15 protein-coding genes are annotated in these 19,378 nt (G+C 70.6%); 11 read left to right on the top strand and 4 right to left on the bottom strand.

Annotation, left to right across the window (positions count from 1 at the left end):
• The first annotated feature begins 5 nt into the window (after positions 1-5).
• Positions 6-854 carry a class I SAM-dependent methyltransferase gene (locus VFW66_14725; GenBank protein ID HEX5387955.1) on the top strand — a complete coding sequence of 283 codons (849 nt, stop codon included), beginning with the start codon at positions 6-8 and terminating at the stop codon, positions 852-854.
• A 45-nt stretch (positions 855-899) separates the two neighbouring features.
• On the opposite strand, the gene VFW66_14720 is transcribed toward VFW66_14725, so the two are convergent.
• The 3 genes from VFW66_14720 to VFW66_14710 form a co-directional block, all read right to left on the bottom strand.
• Complete coding sequence (locus VFW66_14720) at positions 900-1,346, bottom strand: ester cyclase (GenBank protein ID HEX5387954.1); 447 nt, start codon at positions 1,344-1,346, stop codon at positions 900-902.
• 245 nt (positions 1,347-1,591) lie between these two features.
• Positions 1,592-3,130, bottom strand: a complete 1,539-nt coding sequence (locus VFW66_14715; protein HEX5387953.1) for a YifB family Mg chelatase-like AAA ATPase — start codon at positions 3,128-3,130, stop codon at positions 1,592-1,594.
• A 151-nt stretch (positions 3,131-3,281) separates the two neighbouring features.
• Positions 3,282-3,773, bottom strand: a complete 492-nt coding sequence (locus tag VFW66_14710; GenBank protein ID HEX5387952.1) for a hypothetical protein — start codon at positions 3,771-3,773, stop codon at positions 3,282-3,284.
• 146 nt (positions 3,774-3,919) lie between these two features.
• Here VFW66_14710 and VFW66_14705 point away from each other — a divergent pair, with 146 nt between their 5' ends.
• Positions 3,920-5,281: a S41 family peptidase gene (locus VFW66_14705; GenBank protein HEX5387951.1), complete on the top strand. Its 1,362-nt coding sequence runs from the start codon at positions 3,920-3,922 to the stop codon at positions 5,279-5,281.
• Between the two features lie 11 nt (positions 5,282-5,292).
• Here the strand turns inward: VFW66_14705 and VFW66_14700 are convergent, their stop codons facing one another.
• Positions 5,293-9,339 (bottom strand): ATP-binding protein, encoded by a 4,047-nt coding sequence (locus VFW66_14700; protein ID HEX5387950.1) that lies wholly within the window; start codon positions 9,337-9,339, stop codon positions 5,293-5,295.
• Between VFW66_14700 and VFW66_14695 the strand changes: the two genes are divergently transcribed.
• The 9 genes from VFW66_14695 (at position 9,331) to VFW66_14655 (ending at position 19,376) form a co-directional block, all read left to right on the top strand.
• Positions 9,331-9,963: a creatininase family protein gene (locus VFW66_14695; GenBank protein HEX5387949.1), complete on the top strand. Its 633-nt coding sequence runs from the start codon at positions 9,331-9,333 to the stop codon at positions 9,961-9,963. The two genes, VFW66_14700 and VFW66_14695, sit on opposite strands and share 9 nt — an antisense overlap.
• A gap of 17 nt (positions 9,964-9,980) precedes the next feature.
• A complete protein-coding gene (locus VFW66_14690; protein ID HEX5387948.1) occupies positions 9,981-10,637 on the top strand; it encodes a hypothetical protein in 657 nt (218 codons plus the stop codon).
• 110 nt (positions 10,638-10,747) lie between these two features.
• Positions 10,748-12,307 carry a TolC family protein gene (locus VFW66_14685; protein HEX5387947.1) on the top strand — a complete coding sequence of 520 codons (1,560 nt, stop codon included), beginning with the start codon at positions 10,748-10,750 and terminating at the stop codon, positions 12,305-12,307.
• Positions 12,308-12,319: 12 nt separating this feature from the next.
• Positions 12,320-13,612, top strand: coding sequence for an efflux RND transporter periplasmic adaptor subunit (locus VFW66_14680; GenBank protein HEX5387946.1), 1,293 nt, complete (start codon positions 12,320-12,322; stop codon positions 13,610-13,612).
• A complete protein-coding gene (locus VFW66_14675) occupies positions 13,609-14,310 on the top strand; it encodes an ABC transporter ATP-binding protein (protein HEX5387945.1) in 702 nt (233 codons plus the stop codon). The genes VFW66_14680 and VFW66_14675 overlap by 4 nt, the downstream gene beginning before the upstream one ends.
• A gap of 10 nt (positions 14,311-14,320) precedes the next feature.
• A complete protein-coding gene (locus VFW66_14670) occupies positions 14,321-15,562 on the top strand; it encodes an ABC transporter permease (GenBank protein ID HEX5387944.1) in 1,242 nt (413 codons plus the stop codon).
• Between the two features lie 50 nt (positions 15,563-15,612).
• Entirely contained in the window at positions 15,613-16,851 is a 1,239-nt protein-coding gene (locus VFW66_14665) for an ABC transporter permease (protein HEX5387943.1), read from the top strand.
• A gap of 20 nt (positions 16,852-16,871) precedes the next feature.
• Positions 16,872-18,116: an ABC transporter permease gene (locus VFW66_14660; GenBank protein ID HEX5387942.1), complete on the top strand. Its 1,245-nt coding sequence runs from the start codon at positions 16,872-16,874 to the stop codon at positions 18,114-18,116.
• A gap of 24 nt (positions 18,117-18,140) precedes the next feature.
• Positions 18,141-19,376, top strand: a complete 1,236-nt coding sequence (locus VFW66_14655; GenBank protein ID HEX5387941.1) for an ABC transporter permease — start codon at positions 18,141-18,143, stop codon at positions 19,374-19,376.
• Positions 19,377-19,378: the final 2 nt, after the last annotated feature.

Below are 19,378 nucleotides of genomic sequence, written 5' to 3'. Positions count from 1 at the left end.
ACGCCATGGCCCCGATCACGCACATCTCGGATACGGCGCGGTGGGTCGCCTTCTACCGGGCGATGGAGACCGAGCGGCCCGACGCGCTTTTCCACGACCCGTTCGCGCGGCGGCTCGCCGGCGAGCAGGGCGAACAGATCGTGCGCGGCCTGCGCTGGGGTCGCGGCATGGCATGGGCGATGATCGTGCGCACGGCGGTGCTCGACGAGCTGATCATGCGGGCGGTCACGCGCGACGGGTGCGATACGGTGCTCAACCTCGCGGCCGGGCTGGACGCGCGGGCGTACCGGCTCGACCTTCCGGCACGGTTGCGGTGGGTGGACGTGGACCTGCCGGGCATCCTGGCGTACAAGGCCGAGCAGCTCGCGGGGGAAACGCCGAGGTGCCGGCTCGAGACGGTGGCGCTCGACCTCACCGATCTCGAGGGCCGGCGCGCGCTTTTCGCGCGCTTGGGCGGCGAGTCGCGCCGCGTCGTCGTGGTGACCGAGGGATTGCTGGCTTACCTCAAGCCCGAGCAGGTGGCGAGTCTCGCTACCGACCTGCACGCGCCGCTCAGCTTCGCGACGTGGCTCGCCGAGGTCGCGTCGCCCTGGATTCTCAAGTTCATGCAGCGCCGGTACGGCAAGGCGCTGGAGCGGGGCGGCGCGCCGATGCACTTCGGGCCGGAGGAGGGGCCGAAGTTCTTTCTCCCCTACGGCTGGGCGTGTACGGAGGAGCGGATCATGCTGGACGAGGGCCGCCGCCTCCAGCGGACGCCGGCCGGCATGTGGCTCTGGCGATTGATGGCCGTGACCCGGCGCCGGCAGGAGATGATGCGGAAGGCGTCGAGCATCATCGAGCTGAGCCGGGTGTGACGGCGGGCGGGGCGGCCATCCGGCGCCCCGCCCGATGCGTGTGGATCAGGCGCCGGCGCCGAGCTGGCGGAGCAGCGTGGCCATGTCGAAGTAGTGGCGTTGCACGCGGACCCTTTCGCCCGCCATCTCGTTCACGATGCAGGCGCGGACGTCGATCCGCTTGCCGGTCGGTGCGACGGTGCCGTTCGGCGTGAGCAGCGGTCCCTTGTGGGTGCCGCTCCAGGTGGCTTCCAGCACGACCGTCGTGCCGCTCGCGACGGCGTTGTGGAAGGTGGGCTTGGAATCAGGGAACGCGGCGGCCCATCCTTTCCAGAGCGACAGCGCCTCGTCCGCACCGTTCGTTTTCCGCCCCGTGGCGATCTCGTCGTAGACGAAGTCGGGGGTGATCGCCGCTTTCACGGCGTTCCAGTCCTTGTTGCCGAAGGCGATCTCGGGCGCCTTGGCGGCGTCGATGAGCTGCTGCGGTGAGAGCATGGTGGCTTGCGCGGGCATGGAATCCTCCTGCCGGCTGAAGGGGTGCACTACGGGAGGTCCGGCCGCCGCTCTGGCGCGTGTCGGGCTCGAAGCCGCCCAGTGTGGTAAAGTCTTGAGTCGCGGCGGCGTGGTGCCGCTGCCGGGGGAAGATGGGAGGAAGGCGTTGCGGTGTCGATTTCCGGAACGGCAAGGGGCGGACGCGCATCAACAGCCGCAAGCAGGTTGAGGTTTTTGTCAAAGGCAAACGCTGGATGCGCGCTTCGTCATACCGCAGCACGCCTCCGATCCAAACTCCGATACTGAATCGCCTCGCTCAGGTGGGCTACGCCGATTACCTCGTCGCCAGCGAGGTCCGCGATCGTGCGTGCGAGCTTGACGACGCGATGGCACGCTCGCGCCGATAGACTTAGCCGTTCCGCGGCGCTTCTCAGCAGCGACGCAGCCGGCTCACCCACCGGACAGAACCGCCGCAGGTCACGCGATTGCATGTGAGCATTGGAATGCAGGTCGGGTCTGCCCCGGAATCGGTGCCGCTGCCGCGCCCGCGCCGCCTCCACCCGCGCGCGCACCACCGCACTCGGCTCGGCCCCATCGTTCGCGGTGAGCTCCGGCGACGGCACCGCGGGCACCGCGAGATGAATATCGATCCGATCGAGCAGGGGCCCTGAGATCCGCGCCAGATATCGCTCCACCGCTTCCGGCGCACAGCGACACTCGCGCAGCACATCGCCCGCGTAGCCGCATGGACAGGGGTTCATCGCCGCGACGAGCATGAACCGCGCGGGGAACGTGACGCTCCGCGCCGCGCGGCTCAACGTCACCACGCCGTCCTCCAGCGGCTGGCGCAACACCTCGAGCACGTTCCGGCGAAACTCCGGCAGCTCGTCGAGAAAGAGCACGCCGCCGTGGCTCAGGCTCACCTCGCCCGGGCGCGGCCACGAGCCGCCGCCGATGAGACCCGCGTCGCTGATCGTGTGATGCGGCGCTCGAAACGGGCGGCCGGTGGCGAGCGCCTGACCGGCCGGCAGCATGCCAGCCACGCTCTGCACCTGCGTCGTCTCCAGCGCCTCGTCCAGAGTAAGGCTTGGCAGGATGCCCGGAAGCCGGCGGGCGAGCATGGTCTTGCCGGCGCCAGGCGGGCCGATGAGCAGCACGTTGTGCGATCCGGCCGCCGCCACCTCGAGCGCGCGCTTGGCCGCGGCCTGGCTCCGCACATCAGCAAGGTCGGCGACGTCGCCCGCGACACCGTCGAGCAGCGCCGCCGGATCGGTGCGGGCCGGCGGAAGCTCGGCCCCGCCCGCCATGAACTCGTACACCTGCCGCAACGTGGCGGCACCCCGCACCTCGATGCCATCCACAACGGCCGCCTCGGCCAGATTGGCCGCGGGCACGATCACGCCGCGGCAACCGAGCCCGCGCGCCGCGAGCGCAATCGAAAGCGCGCCCCGCACCGGCCGGAGATCGCCCTCGAGCCCGACCTCACCCACGACGAGCACCCCGTCGAGCGCCGCCGCCGCCGCCTGCCCGCTCGCCGCCACGATGCCGAGCGCGATCGGGAGATCGAACGCCGAGCCGGCTTTGGGCCGGTCCGCCGGCGCGAGGTTGGTGGTCACCCGCCGGAGCGGAAACTCGAGCCCGCTGTTCACCAGCGCCGCGCTTACCCGCTCGCGGCTTTCCTTCACGGCGCCCTGCGGTAGACCGACCGTGACGAAGGACGGCAGCCCGCTCGTAATGTCCACCTCGACGTCCACCGCATAGGCATCGATGCCGAAGACGGCGGCCGATCGGATGCGCGCGAGCATGAGAGCCGCCGGGGCGAGGTTCCGCAGAACCTATCGCTCGACACGCGCGCAGCATGGACCCGGAAACCGCGGCACGGCGCGCCGGCACGCAGCCGAATGCCCAACGCCCGCATCATCATGCGCCGCCGAAGCGCCGCGGGCCCGGGCGCCGCTATGGGCACGCCCGCTTCAACATCTCCAGCACGTCGATCCGATTCTCCATCGCCCCCGACTGCGCCGAAATCCGATACGCGTACTCCCTGAGCGTCGCCGCGCGCTCGGCGCCCCGCGCCGCCACAACGCGCCACTGCGCGCAGTACGCCGGAATCTCGACCTCCACCACCCGCCGCGCCGAGCGCACGCTCGCGAAGAACTCCTCGCAACTCGGCGCGGCTGCCGCCTGCGCCCGGTGCACCGCCTCGTGCGCCAGAACCTCATCCGCTTGCGCCGTCCCGATCACGTCGGCGCGAATCCAGGTCTCAGCCAGCCCGTTTCGGCAGAACGTGTAGCCCAGGTCGCCGTTCGGAATCGGTGGCATGGCCGCGTGCAGCGCGCTCGGCGCCGCCGCACTTGGTGTCGCCGAATCCGGCTGCGCGGCACCGTTGCCCGCTCGCATCTGCGCGCCGAGCGGCGCCGCCATCACGGCCACGAGCCACAGTGCCATCCGCACGGCCCCGTATTTGCCCGCCATCTGCCCGACCCCTAACAACCGGCTCTATTCCCGTCAGTTACCCCCGCCGCGCCGGTGCAAGCGGCGAAGGATCTGGCATTTCGCGGTGATGTCACCGCGAGCCTCGGAGACCTCCACCGATGAAGCAACGCCTGGGCGCCCTTGCCTTCGTGGCCGTCCTTTCCTTTCTCTCCGGCGGGTGGCTCGTCCGCCGCGGAGACTCGGCGGACGGCAACCTCTACCAGCAGGCCCGGATTCTCGAGACGGTGCTCTCGATCATCCACGACCACGCGCTGGTGGCCCCGAACGGCACGGAGCTGTTCCAGAAGACGGCGCGCACCCTGGTGGACCAGATCAAGGACCCGTACGCCGAGCTGCTGATGGGCGACGGCTACCGTGACTTCAATCGACAGATGTCCGGCACCGGAGAGATCCCGACGCCGGGCGCGCTCGCCGATCACCCGATCCACATCCCCGCCACCTCGCCCGGCCTCCTCGTCACTCCCACCGTCGGCTACGTCGCCCTCCATTCGCTGAGTGCGAGCGCGGCCGACGAGCTATCGGGCGTCATCTGGGATCTCCGCAAGCGCGGCATGCGCTCCCTCGTGCTCGACCTGCGCAACGATCCGGGCGGCCTCATCAAGCAGGGCGTCGAAGTGGCCGAGCTGTTCCTCCCCAAGGGTGACACCGTGGTGGTCACCCGTGGCCGCACCGCGGGACACTCGAAGGTGTACGTGGCACCGGAAGCCGAGCAGTGGCCGGGACTCAAGCTGGCACTCCTCGTAAACGACGGCACCGCCAGCTCGGCCGAGCTCATCGCGGGCGCATTGCAGGACCACGACCGCGCGGTGCTCATCGGCCAGCCCACCTACGGCAAGGGCGTCCTCCAGACCACCTACCCGCTCACGAGCGACATGGCGGTGAAGCTCACCACGGCGCGCTGGTTCACGCCGAGCGGACGGAGTGTGCACCGGCCGCGCACCCGCAGTGACAGCATCGTGGCGGCGCGGCGGCGCTCGGCGGCCGAGCGCGGCGTACGCTACCGGACCGACGGCGGCCGCCCGCTCGCCGACGGCCAGGGCATCATCCCCGACCTCGTCGTCTCCCGCGAGGCCTACACCCCGGGCGAACGCGCCTTCCTCGACTCCCTCGGCAGCAGCTACTCGGCGTTTCGGGCGGCGCTCGCCGACTGCGCGCTCAACGCCCGCGCCAACGGCAACATCGTCTCCGATACGTTCACCGTGACTTCCGCGATGCGCGAGCAGGTGCGCGCGGCGCTGCTCCGCCACAACGTGGAGCTTTCGCCGGCGACGTTCGACGGCGCGGCATCGTTCATCGATCGGCAGCTCGGGTACGAGATCGCCCGCACGCTCTTCGGCGAGGAGCCGGGCAGCCGGCGCCGGCTGATGGACGACCGCCAAATGCGGGCGGCGCGCGAGCTGCTCGAGCGGGCGGACAACGAGCCGGAGCTGATCGGGCTCGCCGGGTCGGGGCTCGACTAGACGGCTGACGCCTATGCGTCCGATGCGGCGCCGGCCGGCGCCGCCGGCTCGGGCGCCGGCTCGAGCCGCACGGTGACCGTGGTTCCCCGCCCCGCTTCGCTCTCCACCTCCACCGTTCCGCCCCAGCTCTCCACCAGCCGCCGCACGATCGAGAGCCCGAGCCCCGAGCCGCTCGTCGTGGTCGAGAAGCGCGGCTCGAAGATTCGCGGCAGCAGATGCGCCGCGATGCCGTCGCCGTCGTCGTGCACGCGCAGGCAGCCGGGCGCCACCGCCACGCGAATTGTCGCCGCGCCGGCGTTGCGCGCGTTCTCGATCAGATTCACCAGCACTTCCTTCACCTCGTCGCGCCGCGCGGCGCCCCATGCGGCCCCGTCGGTCGTGAGCTCCACGGCCGCGCCCGATCCCGCGCCCGCCAGCCGGTAGAGCTCGACCACCTCCTGCGCCACTACCGTGAGGTCGAGCCGCTCGAGCGGCTCGTGCACCGCGGGCACGCCGGCGGGCGCCGAGAAGCGGCTGAACGCGCGCGCGATGGTGTCGAGCCGGTCGATCTCGCGCAGGATGCGCGCGGAAGTCTCCTCGAGCGTGCGGTCGAAATCAGCCTGCTGATCGCGCCACACCCGCGTGAGGTGCTGCATGCCGAGCCGCATCGGGGTGAGCGGATTCTTGATCTCGTGCGCCACCTGACGCGCCATCTCTCCCCAGGCGAGCACCCGCTCGGCGCGGGAGAGGTCGGTCACGTCGCTCAGGGCGAGCACGGCGCCGCGCACGTCGGAGCCGAGCGAGGCGAGCTGCACGGTGTAGCGGCGGCCGCCCACGGTGAGCTCGGCGCCCGCGTCCGCGGCGGCGGGTGCCGCGAGGAAGTCTCGGACGGCATCGGCCAGCAGGACCCACTCGGCGCTCAGACCCTTGAGGAACGCGTCGCCTTCGCCGAGCCGCATCCCGAGGAGATCGACGGCCTGGCGATTGGCGATGAGCACATGGCCGTTCGGGTCGAGCGCCACGACGCCGGTGGCCACGGTGGCGAGCACCGTCGCGGTGCGGCGGCGCGCCTCCTCGAGCGCGGTCTGGCTGGCGCTGATGTCGGCCGCCATGCGCTCGAACGCGCCGAAGACGGGCTCGAACTCGAGAGGCGGGTGCGCCGAATGAGCCGGCATCGGTAGCCCCTTACCGAGCGCCACCGCGGAGCGGCGGAGCTCGGAGACCGGCCGGGTGAGCGCGCGCGCCACTCGGCGCGCGCCGACGAGCGCCGCCGCCACGCCCGCGATGGTCGCGAGCAGGAGCACGAGCGCCAGGTCGAGCTGCTTGGCGCCGAGATTCGAATCGCCGGCGAGCTGCGGGGTTGCGATCACGCCGACGGTGCTGGGCGGCCCCGGCTGGACCACGCGAAAGCCGATGCGCTCGCCCAGCTCCGGCATCGGGCCGGCGCGCGTGAGCTCGAGCTGGCCACCTAGCGCAAGGGCGCGGAAGGCCGCGGGGTCCATCAGCCGGCCCACTACGCCGAGATCCTGGAGCACCGGCGCACTGGTGGCGACGAGCGCGCCCCCCCGGTAGAAGGCCAGATCGGCGTCGATCCGCCGGCTCACGTCGCCCAGTCTGGATTCAAGCTCCTCCGGGCCCGCGTGCTCGAGCCCGGCCGAGCCGAGGAGCGCGTCGCGCAGCGTCTGGGTGATGAGCAGGTCGCGCCCCCGCTCCGCCTCCGCAGCGAGCCGCGCGAACCCCCAGCCCGAAAAGCCCACCGCGGGAACGATGAAGAACGTGGCAAGGGTCACGGCCAGGCGGAACCGGAACGAGCGCGAGAGGCTCTTGAGATGGAGCCGGGGCAGCGGGCCGCCGGAGACGAATTCCGCCAGCGCCCAGACCAGCGCCAGCAGTCCGGCGTCGAAGAGCACGACGAGCAACCCGCGCACGAAGAGCGGGAGCGGGCCGCGCAGATCGATTTCCGCGTGGACCTGACGCGCGCCGCCGGGAAACGCGAGGTTGTGCTCGCTCCGCAAGTACCAGTCTTCGCGGCGCCACGTGAGCGGCGCCTGCCCCACATCGAGCTCCGGCGCCGGCGGCGAGAGCGTGAGCCGATACTGCGACGAGCCGCGCCGCTCCGGATCGAGCAGCCGGCCCAACCGCCCCGGCGCCACCAGCCGCGACCGCGGTCCCACTCCTACACTCAGCACGTTGTCGGGCCCCGCGCGCACCACGAGCACGTAGGTGACGCCGGGGATCCGCCGAAGCGGGGTCACCGCCTGCTTCATGCCGGGGGCCAGCCCGCGCACCAGCGACGAGACGAGCGGGAGCGGGAGGTCGAGCGAGTCGAGTGGCAGCTCCTCGCGGAGCGCGCCGCTGTCTGACCAGAGCGCCAGGTGCGCGGGATATCCTTGATCGCTGAGCTCGGAGCCGCCCCAGAGGGCATAGAGCTCGGACGCAGTAGCCGGCGGGTGCCCGGAGCGCACCACATCGCCGAAGCTCTCGAGCAGCGGCACCGCGAATGGATCGGGCTCCTCCCCCAGACGCGCGATGTCGCGCTGCGCCACCTGCAGCCGGCCGCTCAGCTCCGCGCCCCAGGTGGAAAGAGCGGCCGCGCTGCCGGCCACGATTCCGATGCCGGCTATCGTGGCCGCGCGCGGCGCCGGCAACGCGACGAGGATGAGCGCCGGCGCCCAGAGAAAGAGGTACCACTCCGGCCAGCCGCCTTCCGGGCTCCACACGAAGACGCCCACCACCGCCGCGAGCACCGCGATACCGACGCCGGTCCAGACCCGGCTGCTTGCGGGCGGTGCCGCGGCGCCCGCGCGGAAGAGCGCTGCGGCCGCCGCCATCGGCGCCGACATCGCGAACACGAGTGTGAGCTCCCAGGTGAGCCAGAGCCCCGGCGGCGCGCCACCCGCCGGCGGCGTAATGCCGCGTGCGAGCGCGGTTACGAGCCACGGTGCCGCGAGCACGAGCACCACCCCCGCCGCCACGCCGTACCACCGCCGCGCCGGCCGGCGGCGCCAGAGCCCCACGCCGGCCAGCGTGAGCACGAATCCGGTGAGGGCGAGCACGCCGGCCGAGCTCGAGAGCGGACCGAGGAGCGGGCGGAAGTAGGTGGCCGGGGAGAAGAGAGCCCGCGCGCCCAGCGCAACGCCGGGGGGCGCGCGCACCGCGAGAAAGAGGACGAACGCGAGCACGAGATAGCGCTCGAGCGGCCGCCGCGCGAGCGCAAAGGCGAGCGCCAGCACGAGCAGCAACAGCCAGGTGACCGCGCGGGTGCCTCGCTCGAGCGCCAGCTCTTTCTCCGCCCCCTGCTCGGGCGGGATGGGCAGCACGCTCAAGAGCGCGCGCGCGCCGGCCGGCGTGGGCTCGCGGTAGGCGAAGACGTCGGGGTCGCTGGGCGCCTGGCCCGGCTGGTATACCTGGAGGGTGACGTCGGTCTGGCGGCGCACCAGTTCGGTGAGGCTCCGTGCGCGCTCCGGCACGACGGGATGGGCCCAGATCAACAGGCTCGCAACCGCGATGCGCCCGCTCGGCGATTGGCGCCGCGCCTCAAGCACGACATAATATCCGGTGGTCCGCACCGCGACCGAGTCGCCCCGGGCCAGCGGATCGAGGCGTTGGCGCCCGGCCCAGGCCCACGGCAGACCGGCCCGGCCCACGATCGTGACGCCCATCTCGGGTCCCTGCGTGGGCACCGCGCGTCCGAGGCGGCGAAACGCCGTCTCGCGGTCGCCGTCGGCCGCGGCGGCACCTTCTTCGGCGAGGTGGGCCACGGCGTGGTAGGCGGCGTGGAGTTGGTCGTTGAGCGTGCTGCTCGCCACCTTGACCAGGTGCTCACGCTCCGCGGTCCAGTCGGTCTCGATCGTACGAAGCTGCGCCTGGGCCGCGGTGAGCCCGAGAGCCAGCGCCGCGAGCGCGAGGGCCACCGCGGGACGTCTCCACCCGCGCCACGGCCGCACCGCGAGCGCGGCGAGGCCGCCGCCGAGCCACGCGAGCGCAACCCAGAGCGGCGCCGGGCGCCGCAACCACTCGACGGCCACGAGGCCGTCGAGCAGCACCAGCACCATCCACCAGCGAGCGAGATGCCTCACGAACCTCATCCCTGGCGGCTCAAGGAGATGAGCCCGATCGCCGTGCAGGAGCGCCTCCTCGCGCGGCCCACGCTGATCGTGCCGGTCGGCACCACCGAGCAGCACGGCCCGCACCTCCCGCTCGGCTGCGACACGATCATCGTCGAGCACCTGGCCGACGACCTCTCCTCCGCCTTCGGCGTGGTGCGCGCGCCGGCGGTCGAGTACGGCGTCCAGCCCCCGGCCCACCCGTTTCCAGGAGGGGCGGCGCTCCGCCGCAAGACGCTGCATCGGGTCATGAACGAACTTATCGAGTCGTGGGAGGACGGGGCAGGCGTGCGGGAGTTCGTCATCATCACGGCGCAGGCGGCCGATCCGCACCTCGAAGCCCTGAGCACCATCCGGACGGACGAGGCCAGCACGATGGCCATCGACATCTTCGGGCTCGATTTCGGCGACCTGCTCGAGGTGCCTGCCGCACCCGCACAGGGCGGCGAGCTCGACACCTCGCTGATGCTCTACCTCGCGCCCTCGCTGGTGCGCCTGGAGCTTGCGCGCGGCGCGCTGCCGGCGTCGGCACGCAAGGGCGAGCGGCTGTATAGATTCATCCTCGACCGCGTCGGCCGCTGCCTCACCGGCACCTGAGCCCGGACGGGAGCTTCATGCGCATCCTGCTCGCCATCCCGCTGCTGCTTGCCACGGCGCCGCCACTCGTGCGCCCCGCCCGGGCGCAGGCGCGGTTCGACGTCGTGCTCACCGTGCAGCAGAACGGGCGCGAGATCGGCCGGGAGGAATATTCGCTCAGCCGGGCCGGCGCGCGGGCCGGCGGGTCCACGCTCACGGCGGACGCGCACTATCCCGGCGCCGGCCTTCGCATCGAGGCCACGCTCGAGCGCACCGCCGACCTGGGCATCGCCAAGTTCGAGCTCGACGTGCAGGGGCCCGAGGGGAATCTCGTCATTCTTGCGGCGGGATCGGGGGCGCGGCTCATCGTGCGCTCGATCACCAAGGGGTCGGAGGCGGGGCGCGAGATGCCGGGCGGCCGGGACGTGGTACTGCTCGACGATGCCGTCTATTCGCTCTACGGAGCGGTCGCCGACCTCGCCTCGGCGTCCGGCGCGCACTTGACCGCCGTCTTTCCCCGCACCCGTCGCGTTGCCGATTTCGTCGCGCGCCGCGAGCCGGGCGGCGATGCCGACGCCGTGCGCACCCGCCTTACCGGCGATATCACCGGCACCATCGTGACCGACGCGCTCGGCCGGGTCCAGCGGGTGGAACTGCCCGCGGCCGGCATCGTGGCCTCGCGGGCGACGAAGTAACAACCGCCAGCACATCAGTCAGTTACCTCTCGTCGTCACAATCTGAAACTTCTCCGGATGGGCCTTCGTAAGTGGGCCCGTCGCACTCGCCTCGCACAAGGACACCACGCATGCATTGTCGGCTCGTCCTCTTCGTCCTGACGCTCGGTCTGGTCCGGCCTCTCCTGGCCCAGGACTCGACCGCGGCGAAGGACTCGATGGCCGCGCAGGACACCGCGCTCGTGCCCCGGTTGGCACCGCTCGCGACGCTCACACTTTCCGACGCACTCGCCCAGGCTCGGCGCCACAGTCCGGTGTACCGGCAGGCGCTCAACAACGCCGGGCCCGCTCGCTGGGGCGTGCGCAACGCGTACGGCAATTTCCTGCCGAGCGTGCAGGTGGCGAGCGACCTGGGCTACACCGGGTCCGGGCAATCCACCTTCGGTGCCTTCTTCAATCAGACCTCGCCGTTTCTTCGGTCCACCTACTCGATCGGCCTGCAGATGCAGCTCGACGGCAAGACGCTCGCGGGCCCGGGCCAGCAGAAGGCGCTGGAGCGCGCGACGAGCCAGGACATCGAGAACGCCGGCGTGGGGCTCCGCTTCGACGTGACCGACCAGTATCTCACCGCGGAAGACGCGGTGGCGCAGACCGAGGTGGCGCGGGAGCAGGTGCGGCGGAACGAGGAGTTCCTGCGGCTCGCCCAAACGCGCTACCGCGTGGGCCAGGCCACGCTGCTCGATGTCCGCCAGGCCGAGGCGACGCGTGGCACCTCGCAGGTGACGCTGCTCCGCGCCTTCCAGACGGAGAACGAGGCCAAGCTGGAGCTCTTCCGCCGGATGGGCGTGGTGCCGCCGGCGCCGGTGGAGCAGATCGCGCTCACCGACTCATTCACCGTGGCCGAGCCGCGGTTCAAGCTCGACGAGCTGATCACGATGGCGGAGGGCGAGAATCCCTCGCTCCGCGCGCTCCGCGAGCGCAGCTCGGCTGCGGGCGCGAGCGTGCGAGCCGCCAAGTCCGAATACTTTCCCACGCTCACGGCGCAGGCCGGCTGGTCCGGCTTTGCCCAGCAGTTCACCAACGAGAATCAGTTGCTGAGCGAGCAGCTCCAGACGGCGCAGGGCCAGGCCGCCGATTGCCAGTTCAACAACCAGGTGCGGACCGGCCTCAATCTGGGCGGGACGACGCCCGACTGCTTCGGCACGTTCGGGCTCGACGCGACGGGCAAGTCGCTCAATCCGGCCACCGCCGCACTGGTGCGGAGCCGGAACGACGTTTTCCCCTTCGGCTTTGCCGGCCAACCGTTTCAAGCCACGGTCACCCTCTCGCTCCCCATCTTCAGCGGCTTCGGGCGGGAGCTGCGGGTTTCGCAGGCGCGGGCGGACGAGGAGGACGCGGACGAGGCCGCGCGGGCCCAGGGACTCGCGGTGCGCGCCAGCGTACACGCGCGGTTCCTCGGCCTGACCACCGCATATAAGACGATCGGCGTGCAGGAGGTCGGGCGCGCCGCGGCCCGCGACCAGCTCCGGCTGGCGCAGGATCGCTACCGCGTCGGCCTCGGCACGGCACTCGAGGTGACCGACGCGCAGTCGGCGGTCGAGCGTTCCGAGGCAGACTACGTCACCGCCGTGTACGATTACCACCGTGCCTTCGCGGCCCTCGAGGCCGCGGTCGGCCGTCCCCTTCGCTGACGAGGAGCAGTCATGTCGCGTGGCATGAAGATCGGACTCATCATCGGCGTCATCGTGATCGGCGCGGGTGGCCTCATCGCGGCGGCCGCGGCCAAGCGGCGTAACAAGGCGGTCGAGGTGCGGCTCGAGCAGGTCGGCCGCCGGGACCTCGTGGCGGCGGTCACGGCGAGCGGCAAGCTCGAGGCCGACAAGCAGGTCGACGTGAGCGCCGACGTGACGGGCCGCATCACCCACATCGCGGTGAAGGAAGGCGACCGGGTGAAGAAGGGCCAGTTCCTGGTGCAGATCGATCCGGTTCAGTTCGAGGGCGCCGTGTCGCGCGGAGAGGCGGCGCTCGCCTCGAACGAGGCGGCGGTGCTGCAGGCAAAGGCCAACCGCGACCAGGCCAAGCGCACGCTCGACCGCTCGCTCGAGATCAAGCGCACCGCGCCCGAGCTCATCGCACCCGAGGCGGTGGAGCAGGCGCAGCAGGCGTACGACGTGGCGGTGTCGGTCTACCAGTCGAACATGGCGCAGGTGGACCAGGCACGCGCGAGTCTCAAGGAGGCGCGCGACAATCTTGCGCGCACCCGGCTCTTCGCCCCGATCTCGGGACGCGTGGTCCGGCTGCCGGTGGAGGAGGGCGAGGTCGCCGTGCCCGGCACGTTCTCCAAGGAAACGGCGCTCCTCATGACGATCGCCGACCTGTCCACGATCCTGGCGAAGGTGCAGGTGGACGAGACCGACGTGGTGCGGCTCCATCTCGAAGATTCGGTGGCGGTGAGCATCGACGCCTACCCCGACACCACGTTCCTCGGCCGCGTCACCAAGATCGGCAACAGCGCCAAGCTGGACAACTCGCAGGCGACGGGCGGCAGCAACCCCGGCACGAATGACCGCGCGGTGGATTTCGACGTCGAGGTGACGCTCAAGAACCCGCCGCAGGACGTGCGCCCGGACCTGAGCTGCACCGCGCGCATCGTCACCGACACGCGGCCGCGCGCGCTTTCGATTCCGATCATCGCGCTCACCGTGCGCGAAAACGAGAAGGTGCCGAACGAAGCGGGTCCGGAGGGGCCCGACACGATGCGCACCCGGAAGTTCCGCAAGAAGGAAACCGAGGGCGTGTTCGTGGTGCGCGACGGGATCGCGAGCTTCCGGCCGGTCAAGGTGGGGATTGCGGGCGACGAATACTTCGAGGTGCTCGACGGCGTGCGCGAGGGCGAAACGATCGTCGCCGGCACCTACCAGGCCATCCGCGACTTGAAGGACAGCACCCGGGTGAAGCAGGCGCCCGAGCCCAAGAAGGAGAGCAAGGTATCATGACCGACCAGGTGATCCGCCTGCGCGACCTCACGCGCGACTACGAGATGGGGAGCGAGGTAGTGCGCGCGCTCCGCGGCGTCTCGCTCGACATCGGCCGCAACGAATACGTCGCCATCATGGGCCCCTCGGGGTCCGGCAAGTCCACGCTGATGAACCTGCTCGGGTGCCTCGACACCCCGACCTCGGGCGAGTACTGGCTGAATGGGCAGGAGGTGTCGCGCCTCTCGGACGACGCGCTCGCGCGGGTACGGAACCGGGAGATCGGGTTCGTGTTCCAGACGTTCAACCTGCTCCCGCGGGCCACGGCGCTGCACAATGTCGAGCTGCCGCTGGTGTACGCCGGCACGAGCGCGCGGGCGCGGCGCGAGGTGGCCCAATCGGCGCTCGAGCGCGTGGGACTCGCCGACCGGATGCAGCACCGGCCCAACGAGCTGTCGGGCGGGCAGCGGCAGCGGGTCGCCATCGCCCGGGCGCTGGTCAACCGGCCTTCGATTCTCCTGGCGGACGAGCCCACCGGCAATCTCGACAGCGGCACGAGCGACGAGATCATGGGGGTCTTCGCCGAGCTGCACACGCAGGGGCAGACGGTGATCATGGTGACCCACGAGGCCGACATCGCGGCGCATGCCGAGCGGATGGTGGTGCTCCGGGACGGCCGGGTGGCGTCGGACCGCGCCACCCGCGACGCAGCGGCCTGAGGCCCGGTCGGTGCCGCTCTTCGAGGCCGTGCGGATGGCGCTCCGGACCATCCGCACCCAGAAGCTCAAGAGCGGCTTCTCGCTCATCGGCGTACTCATCGGCGTCACGTTTCTCATCGCGGTGGTGTCGGTCGTGCAGGGGATGAACGAGTACATGCGGGAGCGGTTCGCCAACGGGCTCATCGGCGTCAACAGCTTCGAGGTCCGCCGCTTTCCCGCCATCGACAACGGCAATGTCACCGACGATACCTGGCGGCTCTGGCTCCGCCGCCCGCGGGTGAACTACGAGGAATCGGCATTTCTCGCCGCGCAGGTCAAGACGCCCACCATCTTTGCGCGGGTGTGCTTCGACGACAACACGCCCGCCACCCAGGGCAAGCTCCGTGGCAAGATCCAGCTCTATGCCGCGGACGAGGCGTACGCGCGGATCAAGAACTACACGATCGCCGAGGGGCGCGCGTTCACCGCGCAGGAGGTGCAGGCGGGTCTGCCGGTGATCGTGATCGGCGATCTCGTGCGCGAAAAGTTCTTTCCCAACCTCGACCCGGTGGGCCGCGTCCTCGAGATCGCGGGGCTGCCGTACCGCGTCGTGGGTGTGATCGCCAGGCAGGGGACGCTCTTCGGGCTCTCGCTCGACCGCTTTGCGCTGGTGCCGTTCACCTCGCCCGCGCGGCGCGAGTTGTGCGCGGCCAACGTCGTGCACGAGCTCTGGGCCAAGACGGATTCGCCCGAAGCGATGCAGGCGGCGGTGGCGGAGTCGGAGCAGTACATGCGCATCGCCCGCCGGCTCAAGCCGGGTGAAGAGGACAACTTCTACATTCAGACCGCCGAGGGGGCGCTCGGCACCTGGCAGAAGATCTCCCGGATTCTCTTTCTCGCCCTGCCGATGCTCGTGGGCATCTCGCTCGTCGTGGGCGGCATCGTCATTATGAACATCATGCTCATGGCCGTCTCCGAGCGCACCCGCGAAATCGGCATCCGGAAGGCGCTTGGCGCGCGTCGGCGCGACATCCTGGCCCAGTTCGTGGTCGAGTCGGCGACGCTGGCCTCGACCGGCGCGCTGCTGGGCATCGGCACCGGGCTCGTGCTCGCGTTCGTGGTGAAGGCGGTGACGCCGCTCCCGGCCGCGGTGGCAACGTGGTCGATCGGGCTCGCGGTGGTGCTCGGCGTCGCGGTGGGGGTCACGGCCGGCGTGTATCCGGCGTACCGCGCGGCGCGGCTCGACCCCATCATCGCGCTGAGGGCCGAGTGACGGGCGCGGCGGCCACGGTGCAGCGGGGGCGGCCCCGCCGCGGCGGTTCCATGCTGTACCGCATGGGCGAGGGCGTCGGCATCGCGCTCGACTCGATCCGCTCGAACAAGGTGCGCGCGGCGCTCACCATCCTGGGCGTCGCCATCGGCGTCACCGTCGTCATCGCGATGGGCGCCGCGATCACCGGCATCAACCGCAGCATCACCCGCACGCTCGAGCAGGCCGGGCCCAAGACGTTCTTCGTCTACCGCTTCTTCCAGGGCGGGATCAACATCTCCGATGGCTCGGATGAGAACTCGCCCTGGGTGCACATGCCGTGGCTCTCGATCGAGGAGGCGGACCTGATCCGCGCGCAGCCGGCGGTGCGCGACGTAAACGTCGGCGAATACACCCAGGGCCCGGTAAGCTACGGCGACGTGAACCTGAGCGGCGTCTCGATCGTGGGGTTCGGGCCCCATTGGATCACGGTGAACGGCGGAGACATCCTACAGGGGCGCAACTACACGGAGGCCGAATACGCCGCCGGTGCGCACGTCGCCGTGATCAACGACCGGCTCGCCCAGGCGCTCTTTCCGGGGCTCGACCCGATCGACAAGGAGATCAAGATCTTCGGCCAGCCGTTCAAGGTGGTGGGGATGCATGCGGAGGCCGCGTCGCTCTTCAGCAACGCGGACAAGCCGCGGCTGGCCATTCCGCACACCGTCTTCACCAAGGTGGCCGACTACCAGAAGGGGTGGATGGACTTTTCCGTCGTGCCGACCGACGAGGCCACCGTGATCGAGGCCGAGGACCAGGTGACGGCGGCGCTCCGGAGCGCGCGCGGCCTCCGGCCGGGCGACGCGAACAACTTCGCCGTCGTCACCCAGAACAAGCTGCTCGACACCTTCAACAGCATCACCGCCGGCTTCTTCATCGCCATGCTGGTGCTCTCGGGCGTGGGACTCATGGTGGGCGGGGTCGGCGTCGTGGCGATCATGATGATCTCGGTCACCGAGCGCACCCGCGAGATCGGCGTGCGCAAGGCGCTCGGCGCCACCCGGCGCGAGATCATGTTCCAGTTCCTGGTGGAGGCGGCGACGCTCACGCTGATCGGCTGCCTCATCGGGATGGCGCTCGGGTCGCTCGCCGCATGGGGCGTGCGCTCGTTCACGCCGGTCCCGGCCACGGTGCCGCTCGCGTCGGTGGTGGCGGCGGTGCTGGTGTCGATTCTCACGGGGGTGCTCTTCGGCCTTTATCCCGCGAGCAAGGCCTCGCGGCTCGATCCGGTGGAGGCGCTCAGGTACGAGTAGCCGGCGGCTATGTTTCGCGCATGCCCCTCACGGAAGCCTTCCGCCTCGCCGTCCACGCCATCCTCGGCGCCAAGCTCCGCTCGTTTTTCACCCTGCTCGGCATCATCGTTTCCGTCGGGTTCCTCGTGGTGGTCGTCGCGATCATCCAGGGGATGAACGCGTACGTGAAGGAGAATCTCACCGGTGCCATGATCGGTACCAACGCCTTCCAGGTGCGCCGGAACCCGATCGCCGTGGGACTGCTGGACGACGATGAGGTGCGCGCCATCGCCAAGCGTCCGCTCGTGACCCTCGACGACGCCGAGGCGGTGCGCGAGGCGCTCCCCGATGCCGAAGCGGTGGCGCTGCAGTCGGGCTGGCCCACGCCGGTGAGCGACGTGTCGCATGGGAGCCGCGCCGTGACCGGCGTCGCCGTTTTCGGCATCACCCCGCCCTACCAGCTCGTGCAGGACTACCGCTACGCGTACGGCTCGCCGCTCACCGAGCCGGACGTACGCGAGCGGCGCTACGTCGCGGCGCTGGGCTGGGACATCGCCGACCGGCTCTTCGACGATCCCGCCGCCGCGGTGGGCCGCCCGGTGCGCGTCGGCGGCTACGAGCTCACGGTGAAAGGCGTCATCGCCAAGAAGGGCCGCGTGCTGGGGCAGTCGTTCGACGCCTTCGTCCTCGTCCCCTTCAGCACCTTCGAGGCGATGTACGGGCGCCGGAAGACCACCGTGGTCTCCGTGAAGATGGCGAGCGCCGAGGCGATCGACGGCGGGATGGCGCGGGCGGAAGAGGCGATGCGCATCGCCCACCGGCTCCGGCCCGACGAGAGCAACGACTTCACGGTGGACAAGGCCGATGCGCTGGTCGCCTTCTGGAAGAGCCTCACTCGGCTCCTGTTCACGGCGATTCCTGCCGTAGTAGGCATCGGCATCGTCGTGGGCGGGATCGTGATCATGAACATCATGCTCATGACCGTCACCCAACGCACCCGCGAGATCGGCCTCCGCAAGTCGCTCGGCGCGCGCCGGCGCGACATCCGGCGCCAGTTTCTGGTCGAGGCGCTCGTCCTCTCGAGCCTGGGCGGCCTGCTCGGCGTCGCGGCCGGGTGGCTGCTCGCGGCGGGCGTGGCGCACTTCACGCCTCTTCCCGCGCGGATTACCCTCTGGTCGGTGGTGGTCGCGCTCCTTCTAGGCGGCGGCACGGGCATCGTCTTTGGCGTCTATCCGGCGAGCCGCGCCGCCCGACTCGATCCGATCGGCGCGCTCCGGGTCGAGTAGCGGGCGTGCGACGGTGATCTCCCGATGATCCGCAGCGCCCGCGAAGGCGCCGGCATTGCGCTGGGCGCGCTCCGCGCCAACAAGCTGCGCTCCTTCCTCACCATCCTGGGCGTCGTGATCGGCGTGGCGACGGTCATGACGATGGCGTCGCTGGTCCAGGGCATCCGGACCCAGATCTTCAACGCCATCGAGGTCGCGGGGCCGCAGGTGTTCTACGTGCTCCGCTTCTTCACCGCGACGCCGATGGACGCGAACCGCCTGCCGTACGAGTACCGCATCCGCCCGGTGCTCGACGCCGCCGATGCCGACGCGATCCGCCGAGTGCCGCAGGTGGGGTACGCCCAGCTCTGGATCCAGGTGTTCGCGCGCCTCGCCGTGGCGGGCGAGCACACCCAGACGATGATCGTCTACGCCGCCGACGACCGGTTCATGGAGATCATCGGCGGCACCCTGCTTCGTGGCCGGCTCTTCACCCGCGGCGAGGTGTCCGGCGCGGACGTGATCGTGCTGGAGGACGACGTCGCCCGCCGGCTCTTCGGACAGACCGACCCGCTCGGCAAGACGGTCCGCGCGAACGGCGTGGCGCTCCAGGTGATCGGCGTCTATCAGAAGCCCGGCAACATCTTCGAGCCGCCCGGCCAGGAGATCGCCGGCATCATGCCCTACCGCACCGGCCGGAACGAGTTTCGCTACAACGAGAGTTACGATCTCTTCATCGCGGTGCGGGCGCGGAATGGCGTGGCGGTGCCCGACGCCAAGGACGCGGTTGCGGTGGCGCTCCGCCGCGCGCGCAATCTCCGGCCAGACGTCCCCAATACCTTCGATCTCGTGGCGCAGGACCAGATCCTCGACGTCGTCGGCCGGTTCACCCGCTATTTCTTCATCGCGATGGTAGCGCTCTCGAGCGTAGCGCTTCTCGTGGGCGGCATCGGCGTCATGGCGATCATGATGGTGTCGGTGACCGACCGCACCCACGAGATCGGCCTTCGCAAGGCCCTGGGCGCCACCCGGCGCGAAATCCTCTGGCAGTTCCTCGTCGAAGCCGCGACCCTCACCTCGCTCGGCGGGCTCATCGGCATCGTGGTCGGCCTCGCCATGGGCGAGTTGCTCAAGACGGCGCTCCAGTTCCAGTCCGGCGTGCCGCTCTGGAGCGCGGCACTCGCCGTAGTGGTGAGCGCCTGCATCGGACTCGCGTTCGGGCTCTATCCCGCGAATCGGGCGGCGCGGATGGACCCGGTCGAGGCGCTTCGGCACGAGTGACA

The organism is Gemmatimonadales bacterium (assembly GCA_036279355.1).
Classification (GTDB): domain Bacteria; phylum Gemmatimonadota; class Gemmatimonadetes; order Gemmatimonadales; family GWC2-71-9; genus DASQPE01.
This window is presented reverse-complemented; position numbering and strand designations above follow the sequence as displayed.

Bases quoted from the DNA above. Each gene is read 5' to 3' on its own strand.
- VFW66_14660 (HEX5387942.1), top strand. From the start codon at position 16,872: ATGCCCCTCACGGAAGCCTTCCGCCTCGCCGTCCACGCCATCCTCGGC.
- VFW66_14655 (HEX5387941.1), top strand. From the start codon at position 18,141: ATGATCCGCAGCGCCCGCGAAGGCGCCGGCATTGCGCTGGGCGCGCTC.
- VFW66_14695 (HEX5387949.1), top strand. From the start codon at position 9,331: ATGCCTCACGAACCTCATCCCTGGCGGCTCAAGGAGATGAGCCCGATC.
- VFW66_14675 (HEX5387945.1), top strand. From the start codon at position 13,609: ATGACCGACCAGGTGATCCGCCTGCGCGACCTCACGCGCGACTACGAG.
- VFW66_14665 (HEX5387943.1), top strand. From the start codon at position 15,613: ATGCTGTACCGCATGGGCGAGGGCGTCGGCATCGCGCTCGACTCGATC.
- VFW66_14720 (HEX5387954.1), bottom strand. From the start codon at position 1,346: ATGCCCGCGCAAGCCACCATGCTCTCACCGCAGCAGCTCATCGACGCC.
- VFW66_14680 (HEX5387946.1), top strand. From the start codon at position 12,320: ATGTCGCGTGGCATGAAGATCGGACTCATCATCGGCGTCATCGTGATC.
- VFW66_14710 (HEX5387952.1), bottom strand. From the start codon at position 3,773: ATGGCACTGTGGCTCGTGGCCGTGATGGCGGCGCCGCTCGGCGCGCAG.
- VFW66_14715 (HEX5387953.1), bottom strand. From the start codon at position 3,130: ATGCTCGCGCGCATCCGATCGGCCGCCGTCTTCGGCATCGATGCCTAT.
- VFW66_14690 (HEX5387948.1), top strand. From the start codon at position 9,981: ATGCGCATCCTGCTCGCCATCCCGCTGCTGCTTGCCACGGCGCCGCCA.
- VFW66_14725 (HEX5387955.1), top strand. From the start codon at position 6: ATGGCCCCGATCACGCACATCTCGGATACGGCGCGGTGGGTCGCCTTC.
- VFW66_14685 (HEX5387947.1), top strand. From the start codon at position 10,748: ATGCATTGTCGGCTCGTCCTCTTCGTCCTGACGCTCGGTCTGGTCCGG.
- VFW66_14705 (HEX5387951.1), top strand. From the start codon at position 3,920: ATGAAGCAACGCCTGGGCGCCCTTGCCTTCGTGGCCGTCCTTTCCTTT.